19 protein-coding genes and 1 other RNA gene are annotated in these 16,081 nt (G+C 52.0%); 2 read left to right on the top strand and 18 right to left on the bottom strand.

Translation table 11 applies throughout. The features are described from left to right. Nucleotides 1-22: 22 nt before the first annotated feature. The 11 genes from MT343_RS09015 to ybfE all read right to left on the bottom strand — a co-directional run bounded on the left by MT343_RS09015 (nucleotide 23) and on the right by ybfE (nucleotide 7,478). The gene (locus MT343_RS09015; RefSeq protein ID WP_145468834.1) at nucleotides 23-691 is read right to left on the bottom strand and encodes a YEATS-associated helix-containing protein; all 669 of its coding nucleotides are present in this window, start codon (nucleotides 689-691) and stop codon (nucleotides 23-25) included. A gap of 362 nt (nucleotides 692-1,053) precedes the next feature. Next, complete coding sequence (locus tag MT343_RS09010; RefSeq protein WP_145468835.1) at nucleotides 1,054-1,404, bottom strand: hypothetical protein; 351 nt, start codon at nucleotides 1,402-1,404, stop codon at nucleotides 1,054-1,056. After that, nucleotides 1,392-1,832 carry a YcgN family cysteine cluster protein gene (locus MT343_RS09005; protein ID WP_145468836.1) on the bottom strand — a complete coding sequence of 147 codons (441 nt, stop codon included), beginning with the start codon at nucleotides 1,830-1,832 and terminating at the stop codon, nucleotides 1,392-1,394. The genes MT343_RS09010 and MT343_RS09005 overlap by 13 nt, the downstream gene beginning before the upstream one ends. Further along, nucleotides 1,829-2,113, bottom strand: a complete 285-nt coding sequence (locus tag MT343_RS09000; RefSeq protein ID WP_145468837.1) for a YcgL domain-containing protein — start codon at nucleotides 2,111-2,113, stop codon at nucleotides 1,829-1,831. Before MT343_RS09000 ends, MT343_RS09005 begins: the two co-directional genes overlap by 4 nt. Then, nucleotides 2,094-3,275 carry a ribonuclease D gene (gene rnd, locus MT343_RS08995; protein ID WP_145468838.1) on the bottom strand — a complete coding sequence of 394 codons (1,182 nt, stop codon included), beginning with the start codon at nucleotides 3,273-3,275 and terminating at the stop codon, nucleotides 2,094-2,096. Before rnd ends, MT343_RS09000 begins: the two co-directional genes overlap by 20 nt. Then, complete coding sequence (locus tag MT343_RS08990) at nucleotides 3,272-3,883, bottom strand: toprim domain-containing protein (RefSeq protein ID WP_145468839.1); 612 nt, start codon at nucleotides 3,881-3,883, stop codon at nucleotides 3,272-3,274. Before MT343_RS08990 ends, rnd begins: the two co-directional genes overlap by 4 nt. Before the next feature lies 1 nt (nucleotide 3,884). Beyond that, nucleotides 3,885-4,211, bottom strand: a complete 327-nt coding sequence (locus MT343_RS08985) for a YbaB/EbfC family nucleoid-associated protein (RefSeq protein ID WP_145468840.1) — start codon at nucleotides 4,209-4,211, stop codon at nucleotides 3,885-3,887. A 22-nt stretch (nucleotides 4,212-4,233) separates the two neighbouring features. Continuing rightward, complete coding sequence (dnaX, locus tag MT343_RS08980) at nucleotides 4,234-6,261, bottom strand: DNA polymerase III subunit gamma/tau (RefSeq protein ID WP_145468841.1); 2,028 nt, start codon at nucleotides 6,259-6,261, stop codon at nucleotides 4,234-4,236. Between the two features lie 82 nt (nucleotides 6,262-6,343). Then, nucleotides 6,344-6,440: signal recognition particle sRNA small type (gene ffs / locus MT343_RS08975), an RNA gene on the bottom strand. An 83-nt stretch (nucleotides 6,441-6,523) separates the two neighbouring features. Then, on the bottom strand, nucleotides 6,524-7,090 hold the full coding sequence (locus tag MT343_RS08970) for a hypothetical protein (RefSeq protein ID WP_145468842.1): 567 nt from the start codon (nucleotides 7,088-7,090) through the stop codon (nucleotides 6,524-6,526). Nucleotides 7,091-7,208: 118 nt separating this feature from the next. Next, on the bottom strand, nucleotides 7,209-7,478 hold the full coding sequence (gene ybfE, locus MT343_RS08965; protein WP_145468843.1) for a LexA regulated protein: 270 nt from the start codon (nucleotides 7,476-7,478) through the stop codon (nucleotides 7,209-7,211). Nucleotides 7,479-7,608: 130 nt separating this feature from the next. On the opposite strand from ybfE, the gene MT343_RS08960 reads away from it, so the two are divergent. Further along, nucleotides 7,609-9,999 carry a Lon protease family protein gene (locus MT343_RS08960; protein WP_145468844.1) on the top strand — a complete coding sequence of 797 codons (2,391 nt, stop codon included), beginning with the start codon at nucleotides 7,609-7,611 and terminating at the stop codon, nucleotides 9,997-9,999. A 14-nt stretch (nucleotides 10,000-10,013) separates the two neighbouring features. Here MT343_RS08960 and MT343_RS08955 read toward each other — a convergent pair whose 3' ends face one another. The 5 genes from MT343_RS08955 to MT343_RS08935 form a co-directional block, all read right to left on the bottom strand. Continuing rightward, nucleotides 10,014-11,645, bottom strand: a complete 1,632-nt coding sequence (locus MT343_RS08955) for a hybrid sensor histidine kinase/response regulator (RefSeq protein ID WP_186435884.1) — start codon at nucleotides 11,643-11,645, stop codon at nucleotides 10,014-10,016. Nucleotides 11,646-12,032: 387 nt separating this feature from the next. Beyond that, the gene (locus MT343_RS08950) at nucleotides 12,033-12,593 is read right to left on the bottom strand and encodes a chalcone isomerase family protein (RefSeq protein ID WP_145468846.1); all 561 of its coding nucleotides are present in this window, start codon (nucleotides 12,591-12,593) and stop codon (nucleotides 12,033-12,035) included. Nucleotides 12,594-12,683: 90 nt separating this feature from the next. After that, nucleotides 12,684-13,046 (bottom strand): diacylglycerol kinase family protein, encoded by a 363-nt coding sequence (locus MT343_RS08945; RefSeq protein WP_186435885.1) that lies wholly within the window; start codon nucleotides 13,044-13,046, stop codon nucleotides 12,684-12,686. 62 nt (nucleotides 13,047-13,108) lie between these two features. After that, nucleotides 13,109-13,573 (bottom strand): DMP19 family protein, encoded by a 465-nt coding sequence (locus MT343_RS08940; RefSeq protein ID WP_145468848.1) that lies wholly within the window; start codon nucleotides 13,571-13,573, stop codon nucleotides 13,109-13,111. A gap of 96 nt (nucleotides 13,574-13,669) precedes the next feature. Then, nucleotides 13,670-14,545, bottom strand: a complete 876-nt coding sequence (locus MT343_RS08935) for an alpha/beta fold hydrolase (RefSeq protein WP_186435886.1) — start codon at nucleotides 14,543-14,545, stop codon at nucleotides 13,670-13,672. 271 nt (nucleotides 14,546-14,816) lie between these two features. Between MT343_RS08935 and MT343_RS08930 the strand changes: the two genes are divergently transcribed. Continuing rightward, nucleotides 14,817-14,999: a hypothetical protein gene (locus MT343_RS08930; protein WP_145468850.1), complete on the top strand. Its 183-nt coding sequence runs from the start codon at nucleotides 14,817-14,819 to the stop codon at nucleotides 14,997-14,999. Here MT343_RS08930 and MT343_RS08925 read toward each other — a convergent pair whose 3' ends face one another. Both MT343_RS08925 and MT343_RS08920 read right to left on the bottom strand, forming a co-directional pair. Further along, nucleotides 15,000-15,617 (bottom strand): tRNA-(ms[2]io[6]A)-hydroxylase, encoded by a 618-nt coding sequence (locus MT343_RS08925; protein ID WP_186435887.1) that lies wholly within the window; start codon nucleotides 15,615-15,617, stop codon nucleotides 15,000-15,002. It lies immediately after the preceding gene. Next, nucleotides 15,614-16,030, bottom strand: a complete 417-nt coding sequence (locus MT343_RS08920) for an acyl-CoA thioesterase (RefSeq protein ID WP_145468851.1) — start codon at nucleotides 16,028-16,030, stop codon at nucleotides 15,614-15,616. Before MT343_RS08920 ends, MT343_RS08925 begins: the two co-directional genes overlap by 4 nt. Nucleotides 16,031-16,081: the final 51 nt, after the last annotated feature.

The raw sequence follows: 16,081 nt of genomic DNA, 5'->3' as shown, positions 1-16,081 counted from the left end.
AATGCTCCCGGGGGTCAGGCTATTACAGGTTAGATTCGAGTACGCGGCGGCCTTTCTCAGTAATGTGCCAGCGAACACCGTTTTTACCGCTGACTTTACCGGCCAGACTACGGGTTACCAGCACATGCAATGTTTTAAGAATGGTCGACTCTTCTTCATTCGCTTCACGGCAAACCCCGGCCAGGGAACGGAAGATAAAACGTCCGCTGGAAAGAATTTTCAGCACATGGGTCGAGGTAACATCCAGCTCATCATTTACCTGAACCACCTGCGGATCTTCCTGTCCGGAGTCCTGTTCTGTTTCAGTATCGATTAATGGCAACAGCTCACTCTGAATAATGCGCAGGTTTTGCTGCACTTCTTCTGAACGCTGCTTCGCTACCTGAGCTTCATTGAGAATACGGTCGGAAAGATTGTCGATAAAGAAGCGGCTCAGCAACGCTGAAATCAGACAAAAACCGGTAAAAATCAGCAAGCGTGACGGATCACCCTGACTTTCCAGAACAAGCTCACTGTTCACCATGTCCAGTACTACCGGCACCAGAAAAGAAGCACCCACACCAACCACAAGAAAACGTGGCAGACTTGCTGCATCAGGGTCTTTATCCCCATACAGATAATAATTTACCAGCCCCCCAAAAATGCCAGCCAACAGCATTACAGTTGCCAGAATGAAGATATGATTAGCCATGTTTCCAACCTCTCATCCGTTAGAGCGCAGACTCTGCTGCCCCTAATCCGATTACTCCACTGACGGAAAAACCCCAAGTTTAAGTACCGCTCCGGATTACGCCGGCCACCTGAGGACGACCGTCAGAAATACAGAACACTCCTGCATTAAAACTAGCAAAGTTTTATGGGTTAGCCAGAAAAGGAATAAAAAAAATCCCTGACTGGGCAAAATGCCGGGTAGTAAAATTCCTGAACAGCCAGGGGAGAGAAAAAGAGCGAGGGTAAATACACTGAACAGCTGATTATTTATTAATCAATTCGTAGCCCTGCACATAGAGCGTACCGGACACAAAAAAGGCGCACACTGTGCGCCTTTTTATTTCATTCTGCTTGTAATCGGGCTCTGATCCAGAGCAACAACTGGCGCATACCCAACACCAGTACACCGAGACACAAAGCCGCCAGCAACCAGTTAAGTGCATACAAGGCAGCATTAACGCCTTCACTGATCGCCGTAAAGGGCAATACCACCAGTACGGGAGCGAAGTAATTGGAGTCCTGGGCAACAGGCGCTGGCGTAAACAACAACACGGCACCAATCATGCGCAAAAAACGCCGCACATCACTGTCAGCGGCCAGCCAGAAAAACATCCGGTTCCAGCACCAATAACCCACCAGAGCACATACCAGATAGACCGCCCAAAAGGGTAAGAACTGAATTATGCCTTCCATATAATACGATCCTGCCATTCATCTTCGGGAATCTGATCATCAGAAATCCCTTTATTCTGAATTGAAATACCCGCTTTATGCACCGATGCAGGGTCACCAGATACCAATGGATGCCAATCAAACAAAGGCTTTTTTTCCGCCAGCAGACGATAGGCACAGGTTTCAGGCAACCAGAAAAAGCTTTCGGCCTGCTCCGGACTTAGCCAGACACAGTTCGGCACTTTGATATTACGTTCCTGGTAAACCGTGCAACTGCAATTACTGGTATCCATATAACGACAGTGCACATCGGTGTAATACACCTCACCACTGTCTTCGTCTTCAAGTTTATGCAGACAACACAAACCACAACCGTCACACAGCGATTCCCACTCTGTACGACTCATCTCGCGCAGAGTTTTTTCTTTCCAGAAAGGTTGTGCGCTCATTCTTTGTCCAGTTTGCAGAACAGATCAAGCATGTAAGTTTCTTTGGCTGGCGGCATCTGCAAATAGAAACCCTGCTCATCCAGCGCCTTCAGAACCTTATCGATATCGGCCCGGGCGAGTTTTTTCTCCGGCGTAAGAATCATGGTCATCGCCAGTTCTGGCTTACCAAATTGTTCAATCAGAGCATCCGGAACACGCGTCAACGCATCCTTACGGGATACGTAGAGGTAGGTTTCATCTTTCTTTTTCGTCTTGTAGACGTCACACAGTACTTTCGTCATGAGTCGGTTTTCTCAGCGAGATCACTCTCGTCTGATCCTGCAAAATCATCATTAAATAATCCCCTATTTCCGCTTTGCGCCAACCACTTAGGCTTTCCGGCAATTTAAAGGGACCATTCGGGTATCCGGAGCGGATTAACGCCTCCAGTGCTTTTTTGCGCGCCAGTAAATCTGGTGGAACATCGAGTAATTCCGCCTTACTGACCACGGCTTCTTTAAGTAATTTCAGCCACTGTCCGGCCTGGGGCGACAGTGGTTTATCCAACTGTTTTGGCCACAGGCTTTTATCCATAGTCTGTACCTGACTGACAATATCCAGCAGCGTCTTGCCATCTTCCCTTACCGCCTGAGGGCGCATTCCGGCTTTAACCAGCTGATCCCGGTTACGGGGTTTAAAGCGCGCAATATTCCACAAGCTGTTGTCATCAACGACTTTGCTGCGCGGAACATTACGCTCACGCGCCTGCTGTTCGCGCCACAACACCAGATGCTGCAGCAGCAATAATTCCTGCGGGCGTAACTTCCAGGCCAACTTAACCCGGCGAAAATACAGGTTCGCTTTTTCGGATTTTTCCGATGTATTCAGCAAACGTTCGCAATCTTCTGCAAGCCAGGATTGCCGGCCCAGTTTTTTCAGCAGTGAAATCAGCTTCGGATACAGACGGTATAAATAATGAACATCGGCAACGGCATAGCTGATTTGCTCCTCACGCAGAGGACGCATTAACCAGTTTGAGCGGGTCTCTTCTTTCGGAAGATTAATATTCAGCACCTCTTTAACCAGGCGCTGAAACCCCATCGAAGCCCCAAGCCCGGCCATAGCCCCACCAATCTGAGTATCCGCCAGCGGCGATGGCACAACCCCGGTCAGACGACGGCATACTTCCAGGTCTTCAGCACAGGCATGGAAGACTTTAACCACCAGAGGATGCTGCAACACTTCGATCAGTGGTTGCCAATCCGTAATGGTTAATGGATCGATCAGGTAACTTCCTTGGCTGTCAGCAACCTGCAAAAGCCCGGCTTCCGGATAAAACGTGGTGGTGCGGACAAATTCAGTATCAACAGCAATGTAGGCTTCCTGACACCAGAGCCTGCAGGCCTCCTGCAACTGTTCCGCGGTCGTAATCCACTGCGGTTCAGGTATTTTAAGACGCGTCATTTATCGGCTCCCGCCGGGACATGGTCTGCAGCAGAGAAGCTCCGCGCATGTTGTAAATCCACTGCCAGCTGACCTGGAGTCAGCAGCTGAACCCGACAGGCAAAACCGGCCAGCATATCCTCGATAAACTGCCCGGTAGCATCCGCTTCAACGGATGATTCCAGCACCACCTTTACCAGAAGATTCTCTGCAGAAGACGATTCGGCGGCAGAAACTAATGTTTCAACACGCTGCTTAAGATCCGGTAAATGCAACTGCCGCGGACCAATACCGGCCACCGGTGACAACAGTCCATGAAGGACAAAATAACCGCCGCGGTAGCCGGCCTCTTCCCAGCGAAACTGATCCTCAACACCGGACACCACCAGTAAATGCAAGGCGCTGCGTTCATCATCCGTACACAGCGGGCAAATGCTGAGATCACTGTATGTCCGGCAGCAACAGCAATGTTGCAATGTCCTCCGGGCAGTCAGAATCGCCTGTTGCAGACGTTCACCTGAGTCATGCTCCAAAACATGCTGTGCCATACGGGCAGCCGCACGCGGGCCAATACCCGGCAAAGCATCAAAGCATTCAATCAGCTGACGGTACTGCGCTGGCAATTGCATATCAGAATGGCAATTTCATACCTGCAGGCAGACCCATTCCTGCTGTCAGCTTGCCCATCTGTTCCTGATTCTGCTGTTCAATTTTGCGCACGGCATCATTCACCGCCGCCGCCAGCAGGTCTTCCAGCATTTCTTTGTCTTCTTCCATGATGGAGTCATCCAGCTCAACACGCTTAACATCATGACGGCCATTCATGGTCACTTTAACCAGACCGGCACCAGACTCACCGGTTACTTCTGCATCAGCCAGCTTAGCCTGAGCCTGTTGCAGTTGTTCCTGCATTTTCTGGGCCTGCTTCATCAGATTGCCCATTCCGCCTTTGATCATAATGATTCTCCAATATCTGTATTTAACTTACCGGGCGGATACTGTCGTCTACGACAAACCCACCAAATTCTGCCAGGACCCGCTGCACCAGCGGATCGGCTTCAATTGCCTGCTTGGCCCCGTAATGGGCTTCAGCCGCTTCACGCTGCCGGCGCTGCTCCGGGGTTTCTCCGCGCGGCAGCTGCAGCGTCATTTCAACCACTGCCTGAGGCAGCCATTCGCGCATCGCGTCCTGAATCCGTAAACGCTGCCCATCGTTGAATAATGCGCCCTGAACAGGGTCAACATCAAAAATATAACGATCACCATCCACCCGCACCAAAGCACTGTTACGGGCAATTGCCATCGGCAGACCGGCCAGTTTCAGTTTATTCACCCATTGCCACCAGGTGTAAGGCGTTGGTGCAGTATCATCCTGAGAAACCGGGGCAACCGGCTCATCTGCAGGTAAGGATTCAGGTTCCGGCGTGGGCTCAACAACCGCCACAGCCGGTGGGAGATGTTCTTCTGCTAAAGCTGCTGTCTGAGTGTACTGCTGACGGTCAGCAGGCAGATCAGCGATAGCAGCATTGTTGTCGCTCCCGGAAACCTCCTGTTCGGAAACCAGCAATTGGTCGTTCGTTGCAAATCCGGCAGCCTGCTCCGTTATTCCGGCTTCAGGCACATCAGCAGACGCATCAACAAGCGCTTCGCCTGCGATGCTGTCCGCTAATACATTTACTGCATGATCTGGTGCTTCGATATCCGCCGAAACTCCGTCATCAGACGACAGCTCATCAGCCAAAGCGGAAACGGTTGAGATATCAGGAACGTCTGCAGGAGTAGGCTCGACAGGTTCGGCCGGTGTCGCTGAGACAACTGTGGGAGCTTCAGCCACATCTGAAGAGAGATTGCTCAGGGAGTCAGAGCTGAGACGCTTTTTTTTTTGCAGTGCCGATTCCAGATCCAGCTCCAGCGGAGCCGCAGGCGCCGGGCGGAAAGCCAGCATGCGCAGCAGAATCATTTCAAAACCCTGACGCGGATCCGGTGCCAGTGCAAGATCAGCACGGCCATTCAGGGCAATCTGATAATACAGCTGTAAATCTTCCGGTTGCATGGCCATTGCCAGCTGCAGAATCGCCTCACGATCACCCTGAGAATTCTCGATAGCATCAGGAACGACCTGCCCCAGAGCTGCGCGATGCCATATGGTCAGCAACCCCTGCAGAACTTCATCGTAATCCGGACCATGCTCAGCCATGGCCGCGACTTCGTTCATGACCTCCGCAGCATCGGCTCTGGCCATAACCTCAGCCATTTTAAACAGACGGCCACGGTCCATGGTGCCGAGCATGGCATTAACCTGAGCCTCACCCACCAGACCTTCACCATAGGCAATTGCCTGATCAGTCAGACTGAGCGCATCACGCATACTGCCCTGTGCTGCACGGCCAAGCTGCCACAGAGCAGGTTCTTCATAGCCGATTTTTTCAGCCTCAAGCACCTTACCCAGATAAGAGACAATGCGCTCAGGGGTCATATTTTTCAGACTGAACTGCAGACAGCGTGACAGCACGGTCACCGGCAGTTTTTGCGGATCAGTGGTGGCCAGCAGAAACTTCACATGCGCGGGAGGCTCTTCCAGCGTTTTCAGCAAGGCATTAAAACTGTGGGTCGACAGCATGTGCACTTCGTCGATCAGATAAACCTTAAAGCGGCCCCGGCTTGGCGCATACTGAACGTTATCAAGAAGTTCACGGGTGTCTTCGACTTTGGTGCGCGATGCGGCATCGACTTCAATCAGGTCAACAAAGCGACCTTCGGCAATTTCACGGCAGGCACTGCACTCACCACAGGGACGTGCACTGATGCCCTGCTCGCAATTAAGGCATTTGGCAAGAATCCGGGCGATGGTCGTTTTACCGACTCCGCGGGTACCGGTAAACAGATAAGCATGATGCAGGCGCTGCTCATTGAGGGCATTAATGAGCGCTTTCAGCACATGCTCCTGCCCCACCATTTCATCAAAGAAACGTGGTCGCCACTTTCGAGCAAGTACTTGATAACTCATGAATTTTCCAGCACCAGAGATTACGCAATGAGGCGCATAATACCTTGTAAGGAGGGGAAAGTCAGGAGAATTTGGAGATGACCTCTACCAGCCACACCCCGGCACACGAGTCAGCCACTACCGTTGCTCCCTTCCGGGCCTGGCGGGGTTCGCGGCGTATCGTTGCGAGGGGACCAGCAGAGGCCACCATAACGACCCGATGAACATCAGGTGGCGGCACATTAGCGAAAACTCATTGAGATATCAAGCAGTTATCTGATTTTCAGCCATCGACCAGCGCACTGCTGAGATTTAAATCCTGCAATGCATCAACAAAACGCTTCAGCCGCTGCTGTGGCCCCAGCATTTTCGGGCGTGAGAAATAATCCGACATAGTTCCCGAAATACGCTGCTCAACGGTTTGACCGGCAAAGTAAACCCGCAGCATAACCGTCTGACGACTGGCAATGCGGTCCAGCTGATCCGGCGTAGTCACAAAATAGCCGCAAGAAGCGCCGGCAACCGCATCTGAACGCTGCAGCGTTAATATTTCATGCTCACCATCAAGATAAAGCACCAATGGTTTGTCTGCGTCGAGCTGACGCTTGCGGAGATCACATAATTGCAGCAGCGGATCATTGCCACTCTGCCACTCCGCACCCAATGACAACTCCGGCATGCCATAGAGCGGCACGGGATTGAGACTCAGCATGCCAGCCGATTGATTCAGATCGCCAGATGCTGGCGCATCAGTCATGGCAGCAGACGTCTTTGCCTGACCACCACTTACACAGGCAGTCAGTGATAAAAGAAGGGTCAGGCCGATAATGCCCGTTCGCATTCCATGCACAACGATATCCTTTCGTTAATACGTATCCGTTGGTATGAGTTCAGTTTAGTGAACAAAGGAACAGTAATGCAATTGACCAGCTGCGCCACAACAGCAAATACCGCTTAAGACTGAAAAATCACAAATGCAGCCAATGCTTCAGCGCCAGCTCCAGGACATCCGCCCTTGCCAGATTCAGCTCTGCGCAAACCTCATCCAGCCGCCCAACCACCTGCGCATCGAGCTTCACCTCCAGCCGGTGCAGACCGCGCTCCTTGTCACGCTGGCGCTGGGTCCTTTTGTTAAACCGACACTGCTGCGAACGTTCATACGGGCTACTGCGTGGCCGGCCCGGACGACCGGGGGCAAACATATCAATAGTAGTTCTGTCTTCTGGCTGAACGGACATGCATCCCCCGCGATAGTCAAAGCGGCGCAATTATCACCAGCGACGGCAGAATTGCAACGCCGGCCGACTTGCCAAGCACCGCTGTTCTCAATACTGTACCGCCTTTATCCGCCGATATTGACGACTCCGAATGGCCAAATCCCAAACTGCTGTTAACGCTTCCGCCCTGACACAAAGCATCAACCCATCTGCCCTGACCTTTGCCGACACCCGCGAACTGGAAACTTTTCAGGGGGTTCTTGGACAAGACAGAGCGGTCAATGCGATTCAGTTTGGCGTTGCGATGCAGCGCCCGGGCTACAATATTTTTGTGATGGGTGAGACCGGCACCGGCCGCTCATCCTATGTACGCGATTACCTGAAGAGCGAAGCAAAACGTCAGGCGACACCCAGTGTCTGGAGCTACGTTAATAATTTCCGCAACCCGCGGGAGCCTCAGGCCGTAGAAATGCTGCCTCAGGAGGCCGGTATTTTCCGCCAGCAGATCAGCGAACTGATTGATCAGCTGCTGGCCACCTTTCCGGCCGCTCTTGAACACCCGACCTATCAGCAGAAAAAATCGGCCATTGATTACGTTTTCAACCGCCGTTATGACAAAGCCATCGAGCATGTGGAGCGTGAGGCGCACAAGCGTGGCGTTGCGGTTTACCGAGACTCCAGTGCCATCAGCTTTACCCCCATGCGTGAAGGCAAGGCGCTCGACGAAACTGAATTCGCCCAGCTGAGCGAAGAAGAACGTGAAGGCTTCCATAACAACATCGCCGAGCTGGAACAGATGCTCAGCGATCAGTTGGCCGAACTGCCCCAATGGAAACGCGAAAGTAGTAATGACCTGCGCCAGCTGAATCAGGAAACCATCAAAAATGCGATCACACCGCTGATCGAACCGATCCGCAATCGCTTTGAAGGCCATGAAAAGCTGCTGGCTTACCTGCAGGACATGGAAGAACACCTGCCCAGACTGGTCCTGGAAGAACTGGTGGAAGAGCGCCTGCTGGAATTACGTGAAGAATACGTTAAACGCAGCAGTCTCGAAGAATCGCTGATGCCCAATATCGCCACACATCACGTGGAAAACAGCGGCGCCCCCGTCATTTACGAACCACACCCAAGCTATGCCAACCTGTTTGGCCGTATCGAATACGCCAATGAACAGGGCGCACTGGTCACCAACTACCAGCGCATCTGCCCCGGCGCACTGCACAAAGCCAATGGCGGCTACCTGATTCTGGATGCGGAAAAGGTATTGTCTGAACCTCTGGTCTGGGACGCACTGAAACGCGCACTGCAATCCCGCCAGCTGAAGATGGAGTCGCCCTACTCCGAAATGGGTCTGATCAACACTACCACCCTGCTGCCAGCGGTTATTCCGCTGGATTTCAAACTGGTTCTGATCGGCTCCCGCCAGGTGTATTACCTGCTGCAGGAATACGATGAAGACTTTAAGCGTCTGTTCCGTGCCGTTGTCGACTTTGACAGCGATCTGCCGCTTAACGATGACCATCTGCTGGCTTATGCCCGCCTGCTGAAAAGCCGCATCGAAGAACAGGGTTATGCCGATCTGGATCAGAGCGCCGTGGTACGTATGGTCCGTTACAGCGCACGCCTGGCAGAGCAGCAGGATGTTCTCAGCGCCCGCATTGGTGAGCAATTCGACCTGCTTGCTGAAGCCGACTTTATTCGCCAACTGGCTCAGGACGAACTGATTTGCGCCGACCATATTGATCGTGCTCTGGCGGCTAAGTTTGAACGCACCGGACGGGTTTATGACAAGCTGTTCGAACAGATGCTTGATGGAACTGTACTGCTGGAAACCAGCGGCAAAGCCATCGGTAAAATTAATGGCTTAACCGTAATGTCATTGGGCGATACCAGTTTCGGCTCGCCGGCACGTATTACCGCAACCGTTTATCCGGGCAGCAAAGGCGTAGTCGACATCGAGCGCGAGGTCTCTCTCGGCCAGGCCATTCATTCCAAAGGGGTGATGATTCTCAGCGGATTTCTCGGCAACCGTTACGCCCAGCGCTTCCCACTTGCCATTTCGGCGCATATAGCCATGGAGCAGTCTTACGGGTACATCGACGGCGACAGCGCCTCACTGGGCGAACTGTGCTGTCTTATTTCAGCACTGATTCACTCTCCGATTGAACAGAGTTACGCCATTACCGGTTCGGTCAACCAATATGGCGAAGTCCAGGCCATCGGCGGCGTAAATGAAAAGATCGAAGGCTTTTTCCGCCTCTGTGCCGCGCGGGGCCTGAACGGCGATCAGGGGGTTATCATTCCCGCCTCCAACCGCCTGAATTTAATTCTCAATGACAATGTGGTCAGAGCCGTTGCCGCAGGAAACTTCCATATTCACTGCGTTACCCATGTCGATCAGGCGATTGAAATCCTGATGAAACGCAAGGCCGGGAAAATGAACAGCAAAGGGGAATTTCCGGCCGGCAGCGTTAATGGTGACATTATTGCCCGCCTGGAAGCCATTGCCCGTATGGGCGAAAAGCGTCAGAGTGACTGAACCAGACCGGCCCGCTAGCGGGCCTGTAATAACCACCGGATCAGGCGCTGCCGATCCAGTGGCTTACCCTGCACATCATCCATACCCGCCTGCAGACATTGCTCCCGCTCGGCATCGACAATACCTGCAGTGAGTGCCAGCAAAGGCTTACTGTAACCGGATTCACGCAAGCGTCTGGCCGTGGCCGGACCATTCAGTTGCGGCATATGGTAATCAAGCAAAATTACATCCGCGCAGGTATACGACCCCGATTCCAATAACGACTGACCATCAGCAAACAATTCGACCTGCGCCCCTGCCCGCTCCAGAATCCTGCGGATGATTTTTTGACTGGTCGGATCATCTTCACCCACCAGAATCGTCCAGCCAGCAAGCGCTCCATCCTGATCAGCGTTATCTGCCGCCGCATCATCAATAGCATGTCCGGGCTGCAACGGCACACGCAGCCAGAAACGGCTGCCATGCCCAAACTCACTGTCGGCACCAACACTGCCTCCCATTAACGTGGCCAGACTGCGCGATAAACTCAGCCCCAGCCCCGTGCCGCCGTAATGACTTGCCGTCTGTACACTTTCCTGCTCATAGGCGTTAAAAATATCGGCCAGACGCTCTGCACGGATACCTTTGCCATTATCTTCAACCTCGGCTATCAGCTCATACCCACCGGCAACGCTCACACAGGTGATACGCAGAGTAATCCGGCCGCCCTCGGGGGTAAATTTAAAAGCATTGCTGAGATAATTAATAAGCACCTGCTGAATGCGCTGAGCATCACCGCGCACCCAGGTCACCAGATCTGCAGTGCATTCAACCTGAAAGCGGATAGATTTCTGCTGCATGCCGGCCGCAAAAATAGCACTGACCTTTTCCAGTAATTTCGGCAGATTAAAGTCGTGAACATTCAGTTCCAGCTTACCGGCCTCTATTTTGGCAACATCCAGTACATCGTTCACAATATCCAGCAGTGCTGAACTGACATAACGCAGATCCTGCAACAGCTCTGCCTGCTCTGCCGACAAGTCTGTTGCAGACAACAATTCAACAATACCGGCAACACCATTCAGCGGAGTGCGGATTTCATGGCTCATATGCGCAAGAAAATCCGTCTTTGCCAGCGAAGCCTGATCAGCAAGCCGACGCTGATGTTCGGCATCAGCAACACGCCGCGCCAATTCTTCTGCGCGCAGAATATCGCTGTAACTGCGGATAGCCGCCGTCAGCGATAAAAACATCCGCCCCTGAGTAGCATCGGATTTAACCAGATAATCGTTAATGTCATAGTCCTGCACCACCTGTCGCTCAGGCGCATACCCAGCCTGACCTGTACGCAAGAGAATTCGGATACGATGATTATTCAACTGATTACGGATATGCCCGACCAGACGCAGACCGGCATCATCACTCTCCATCACCACGTCCAGTAAAATCACTGCGACATCAGGACGCAGAGCCAGAAGCTCCGCGGCCTGAGCTGCGCTACAGGCTTCCAGTATTTCCAGCGGGCGATCTTTATAGCGAAAACGGGAAAGTACGAGGCGGGTAACCTGCAACACGGCTTCATCATCGTCAACCACAAGCAGAACAATCCGCTCAGGCAGGAAGCTGTCGACCGACACAGGTGAAGAAGCTGCTTCGTTATTACTCACAGCCAGCCCCACCGGGAATGATAATTAAGTTCAGCAACCGTTTACGTCCTTGAGGTATATAACAGAGTTAAGCAACATCCGGCCGATAAGCCAAGACCGCAGCAAGACAAGCAGCAGAGCCAGATGCTGCCAGTCAGACAAAAAAACCGGGGCTATATTCCCGAATATTGATATCACTGCAACATTTGCGGACAAATTTACATTCGCCTTTCATGCTGCCCAATACAGAGCAGACAAATTATCCGGATTTTCCGCATAAAAAGAACAAACTGTCCTTATTTGACCAAACACCACCAAACCACACCACGAACACAAAAGCCGCTGACCTGGTCAGAATACACAGGCATAAAAAAACGGGCCGCAGCCCGTTTTTTTATGCCCGGCGTATCAGCCGTTAATCATGCCCTTTTTCAGAGATTTCTGGATCGGATCTTCAGACAGCCAGATACCAAACAGAGCCTGTTTGAACTTAAGCCCCTTAACATTCGATTTCTCTTCACCGTTACGATAAACGGTTACACCGGTTTCCGGGGTATAAGCCAGCTCATATACATCGCCTTCTTTTACCTCATCACGGAACGCCTTGATCAGCTCTTCCACATCACTTTCAATAGGTGCAAGGTTGCCGCCGGTTGAACGTACAAAGCCGTCACGGGTGGATTCCGACATACGCTTGCTGTTGATCATACCGGACACAATATGCAGACGAATGGCCATTGGCTCATCAGCAGCGATAATTGCCGCGGCATCATTGCTTTTATTGCCGAGGTACAGTGCCGCAACGTATACATCAAGAAAGAATTTTGAACGGACACCAGCACCATTGAGAGTCAGCTCCTGACCGTTAAGGGTCAGCTGCTCAGCTATTTCAGCACCTTCTAACTGTCTGGCGTTCGCATTGAATATCAGGCCGAGAGCCAGCGTGAGGCCCAGTAAGATACGCATCATGGGAGAATTCCTTAGTACTTGTTTTTATTAATAGTTAACTGACGTTTTTTATTGGCCGTACTTCAGATGCAAATACCCGCATTTCTGATATCACGACAGCCAGTGCGGAATAAAAATCAGCGTGCCGATAATAACAGATGCCAATGCTGATACCAGTACCGCAGCTGCGGCCAGATCTTTGGCTTTACCAACCAGAGGATGATGGGAAGGATGGAGCGCATCAGCCAGTGCTTCCAGCGCCGTATTCATGGCTTCAAGTGACAACACCAGAGCCATCGACAAAATAAGCACAACCCACTCTGTCGGCGCCAGGCCAGTCAGGCAGCCCGCTGACACAACCACAACTACGGCCAGCAGATGAACCTGCGCATGAGGCTGAGTACGCAGCATATAGACCAGACCGGAAAAAGCATAACCAAAGCTCTGCCGGCGCCGGACAAGCCATCGGATCATAGCAGCCCACATCCACTGATCAGGGAAATAAAAAAGCCGGTAAAAGATCACCGGCTTTGAGTTCAGCGAAACTCTTTGAGATTTTTACTGACAAACAGCAGCGTCAGCCCAACCAGATTCTCGCCCACATCATAAAAGCGGTCATCAAGCTCGGCGATATCATCAGCGTATTCGCTTTCAATATGATCGAACATCTGAATACGCTCGTCTTCATCTTTCGGGATTTTTTTCCCATCAAATAAAGCGATCAAACGTTCCAGCAGGGTGTATGTTCCCTTTGCTTTGATTTTCTCCAGCGCTTCGAGAGTTTCCTCTGCATACGCTCCTACGTCGTGGTGGATAAACTGAACGAAGCCACCGTTTTCCATTTCCTTTAACAGGTTATCGATACAAAAAACGGTTTTCTCTGCATCCGTCAGCGCTTCAAATCCTGACTCAGCTTCCTTGTCGTAAATGACGTCGGTAATCTGAAGAAATGAATCAGTTTCATCGGCAACATCAAGCGCTGCCTGAATCTCCATGTTCATAAATCCTACTCGTAGTTCTCTTTTATTAGGTCAAATGGTTAAGCCACAATAGCTTACCCTTATTTATTTGACAAAGGTTTTAAGAGACAACCACTTTCAGGGGTTTATGGCCAACAATTCTTTAATCCGCTGAGCCGTCTGTTCAGGCTGCTCCATTGGGAAACAGTGGCTGCCCGGCGCCATTTCAAAGCGGATATGCTGATTGGCTTTAGCAGCTTTGCGCGCCGACTTAAGAATAAACGGATAGCTGTCAGCAGCCACCAGAATATCCACCGGCACCCTCACCCGGTGCACTGCCTGCCACAACCCTCGCGGATAAGAACCAAAGATGGCTGCTTCCCAGGCGGGATTACAGGCCAGTTCAAGCCCTTCTGAGGTCGGTTTCGTTGCTCCCAGAATAAAACCTTCGAGTGCTGCAGCATCCCAGTTACGGTACAAAGACTTACGCTGCAGATCCTGACGCAGACTGGCCGCATCCGGCCAGACCGAACGGCGCCCCTGCACGGCTTTCACCAGAGCACCGCGTTTCCATAAGCCGGTTTTACGGGCCAGACGCTGAAACAGCAGAATTTCAGCGGAGAACAATACCGGATCAAGCAGAATAATGCGCTCAAACAGATGCGGGCGTTCAGCCGCCAGCATCAGCGTCATAACCCCACCCATTGAGTGGCCGATACCAATGGCCTTACGGCCACCATTACGCACTTCAAGAGCATCACCAACCCGGCGTGCCATACGCAGCCAGTCCGGCATATGATGCGCTGGCTGTTGTGACCCTCCATGCCCCGGCACATCGGTCAGCAACAGATTCCAGTCTGATGGTAGTGCATCCGCCATAGGCACCAGCGTGTGAGCACTGAAACCATTACCATGCAGAAAATGCAGCAACGGCGCCCCATCTGCCCCCTCACGCTGAAGACCATGCAGATCACGGCTCTGCCCATCCCACCATGAGGTCAATGTACTGAACATGTTCGATTCAACAGACATAAACTGGTAACAACTCTGAGAGAAAAATAGCGGCGCCTATAGTAACGGCTGCGCCCGGTGATAAAAAACCTTTATATCAGCACGACACAAAAGCCAGCATTGGGCATAACTGCCAGCAATAATGCAAAAAACGCCATATCGACCGGTATTTGTCCGCATTGAAGCGGCAGGAACAGAATAATACTTCCGACAGATTCCACTCCTGCTGATTATTTCCTAGGCTTGGAAAAGCAGAACAAACAGGGAGAAGATCATGACCGCACGTACTGTTCTTAACGCACTGGAAGCAAACCGCCGCTATACCGACCTGAAAGATGCCGAAGCCCGCCTGGATCAGGCGCGCCGTGACCTGGACGCCGGCGCTATTAACGCAGAGGAGTACAGCAATATTGCCGACGTTTGCCGCAAAATCATCCGTGCCAGCAGTGACGGCTGATTAAGCCGCCACAGGCACACCGCTGTGAAAGCGGAATTCAGCATCGGGGGATTCGATCAGTTCACGCTCGAACTCACGGAATTCCGCCACCCGCTCAGCAATGGGCGCATCCGCATACTGTGCAGCCAGCGCCAGATAATCCTGATAATGACGGCCTTCAGAGCGCAACAGTGAGCGGTAAAATTTTGCCAGCACGTCATCCAGAAACGGCGCCAGCTTGGCAAAACGCTCACAGGAACGGGCTTCGATAAAGGCGCCGACAATCAGCACATCCACCAGTTCATTGATCCCACCCTTGCGCACCTGCTCACGCAAGCCCGCCGCATAGCGCGACGAGGATACATGGCGGTAAGCAATGCCCCGGTCTTTCATGATGTTAACCACCTGCTCAAAATGCAGCAGCTCTTCACGCGCCAGCTGGCTCATTTTTTTCAGCAGATCTTCGCGATCAATGTGCTTATAAAGCAGATTCATCGCCGTGGTGGCGGCTTTTTTTTCACAGTTGGCATGATCAATCAGCAAGGTCTCCTGATTATTCAGAGCCTCATCGATCCAGGCATCCGGTGTTGCACACCCGAGAAAGCCATTAATCTCAGCCAATACATCTTTCACGCTCATAAACCATCCTCAATCATGGTTTCCAGCACCGCCCGGGCATTGCCTTCAATCGGCACGGCTTTCTGAGTTTCCGAATCCATCAGGCAGAAAGTGACCACCGCATCGGCAATCAGCGTGGTTGCCTCACCGTTTTCCAGCAAACGGACTTCCTGCACCATCTGCGCACTTTTATTACCGATTTTTTCCATCCGTGTGCTGATACGGATAACTTCACCCGCATACGCCGGACGACGGTAACTGATGTTGATATTGGCCACGACAAAAGCCAGATTCTGCGCTTCAAATAGCTGAATAAACTGATGACGGTCGAAGTAATCCCAACGCCCCTCTTCCAGAAACTCCAGATAGCGGCCGTTGTTTACATGGTGGTAGATGTCGAGGTGATAACCCCGGACTTTGATATCGACGGACATACAACGTCCTCACAGAAAAGGCGGCGATTTTAATCAATCGGGCCGCCGAGT

Source organism: Venatorbacter sp. C2-1, from assembly GCF_022832715.1.
In the GTDB taxonomy this organism is placed as follows: domain Bacteria; phylum Pseudomonadota; class Gammaproteobacteria; order Pseudomonadales; family Oceanobacteraceae; genus Venatoribacter; species Venatoribacter alkanivorans.
Note: the sequence above shows the minus strand (reverse complement) of the source record. Positions and strands in the feature narration are given on the sequence as shown.

Coding starts and splice junctions, on each gene's coding strand:
- MT343_RS09015 (WP_145468834.1), bottom strand. CDS start 691: ATGGCTAATCATATCTTCATTCTGGCAACTGTAATGCTGTTGGCTGGC.
- MT343_RS09010 (WP_145468835.1), bottom strand. CDS start 1,404: ATGGAAGGCATAATTCAGTTCTTACCCTTTTGGGCGGTCTATCTGGTA.
- MT343_RS09005 (WP_145468836.1), bottom strand. CDS start 1,832: ATGAGCGCACAACCTTTCTGGAAAGAAAAAACTCTGCGCGAGATGAGT.
- MT343_RS09000 (WP_145468837.1), bottom strand. CDS start 2,113: ATGACGAAAGTACTGTGTGACGTCTACAAGACGAAAAAGAAAGATGAA.
- rnd (WP_145468838.1), bottom strand. CDS start 3,275: ATGACGCGTCTTAAAATACCTGAACCGCAGTGGATTACGACCGCGGAA.
- MT343_RS08990 (WP_145468839.1), bottom strand. CDS start 3,883: ATGCAATTGCCAGCGCAGTACCGTCAGCTGATTGAATGCTTTGATGCT.
- MT343_RS08985 (WP_145468840.1), bottom strand. CDS start 4,211: ATGATCAAAGGCGGAATGGGCAATCTGATGAAGCAGGCCCAGAAAATG.
- dnaX (WP_145468841.1), bottom strand. CDS start 6,261: ATGAGTTATCAAGTACTTGCTCGAAAGTGGCGACCACGTTTCTTTGAT.
- ybfE (WP_145468843.1), bottom strand. CDS start 7,478: ATGTCCGTTCAGCCAGAAGACAGAACTACTATTGATATGTTTGCCCCC.
- MT343_RS08960 (WP_145468844.1), top strand. CDS start 7,609: ATGGCCAAATCCCAAACTGCTGTTAACGCTTCCGCCCTGACACAAAGC.
- MT343_RS08950 (WP_145468846.1), bottom strand. CDS start 12,593: ATGATGCGTATCTTACTGGGCCTCACGCTGGCTCTCGGCCTGATATTC.
- MT343_RS08945 (WP_186435885.1), bottom strand. CDS start 13,046: ATGATCCGATGGCTTGTCCGGCGCCGGCAGAGCTTTGGTTATGCTTTT.
- MT343_RS08940 (WP_145468848.1), bottom strand. CDS start 13,573: ATGAACATGGAGATTCAGGCAGCGCTTGATGTTGCCGATGAAACTGAT.
- MT343_RS08935 (WP_186435886.1), bottom strand. CDS start 14,545: ATGTTCAGTACATTGACCTCATGGTGGGATGGGCAGAGCCGTGATCTG.
- MT343_RS08930 (WP_145468850.1), top strand. CDS start 14,817: ATGACCGCACGTACTGTTCTTAACGCACTGGAAGCAAACCGCCGCTAT.
- MT343_RS08925 (WP_186435887.1), bottom strand. CDS start 15,617: ATGAGCGTGAAAGATGTATTGGCTGAGATTAATGGCTTTCTCGGGTGT.
- MT343_RS08920 (WP_145468851.1), bottom strand. CDS start 16,030: ATGTCCGTCGATATCAAAGTCCGGGGTTATCACCTCGACATCTACCAC.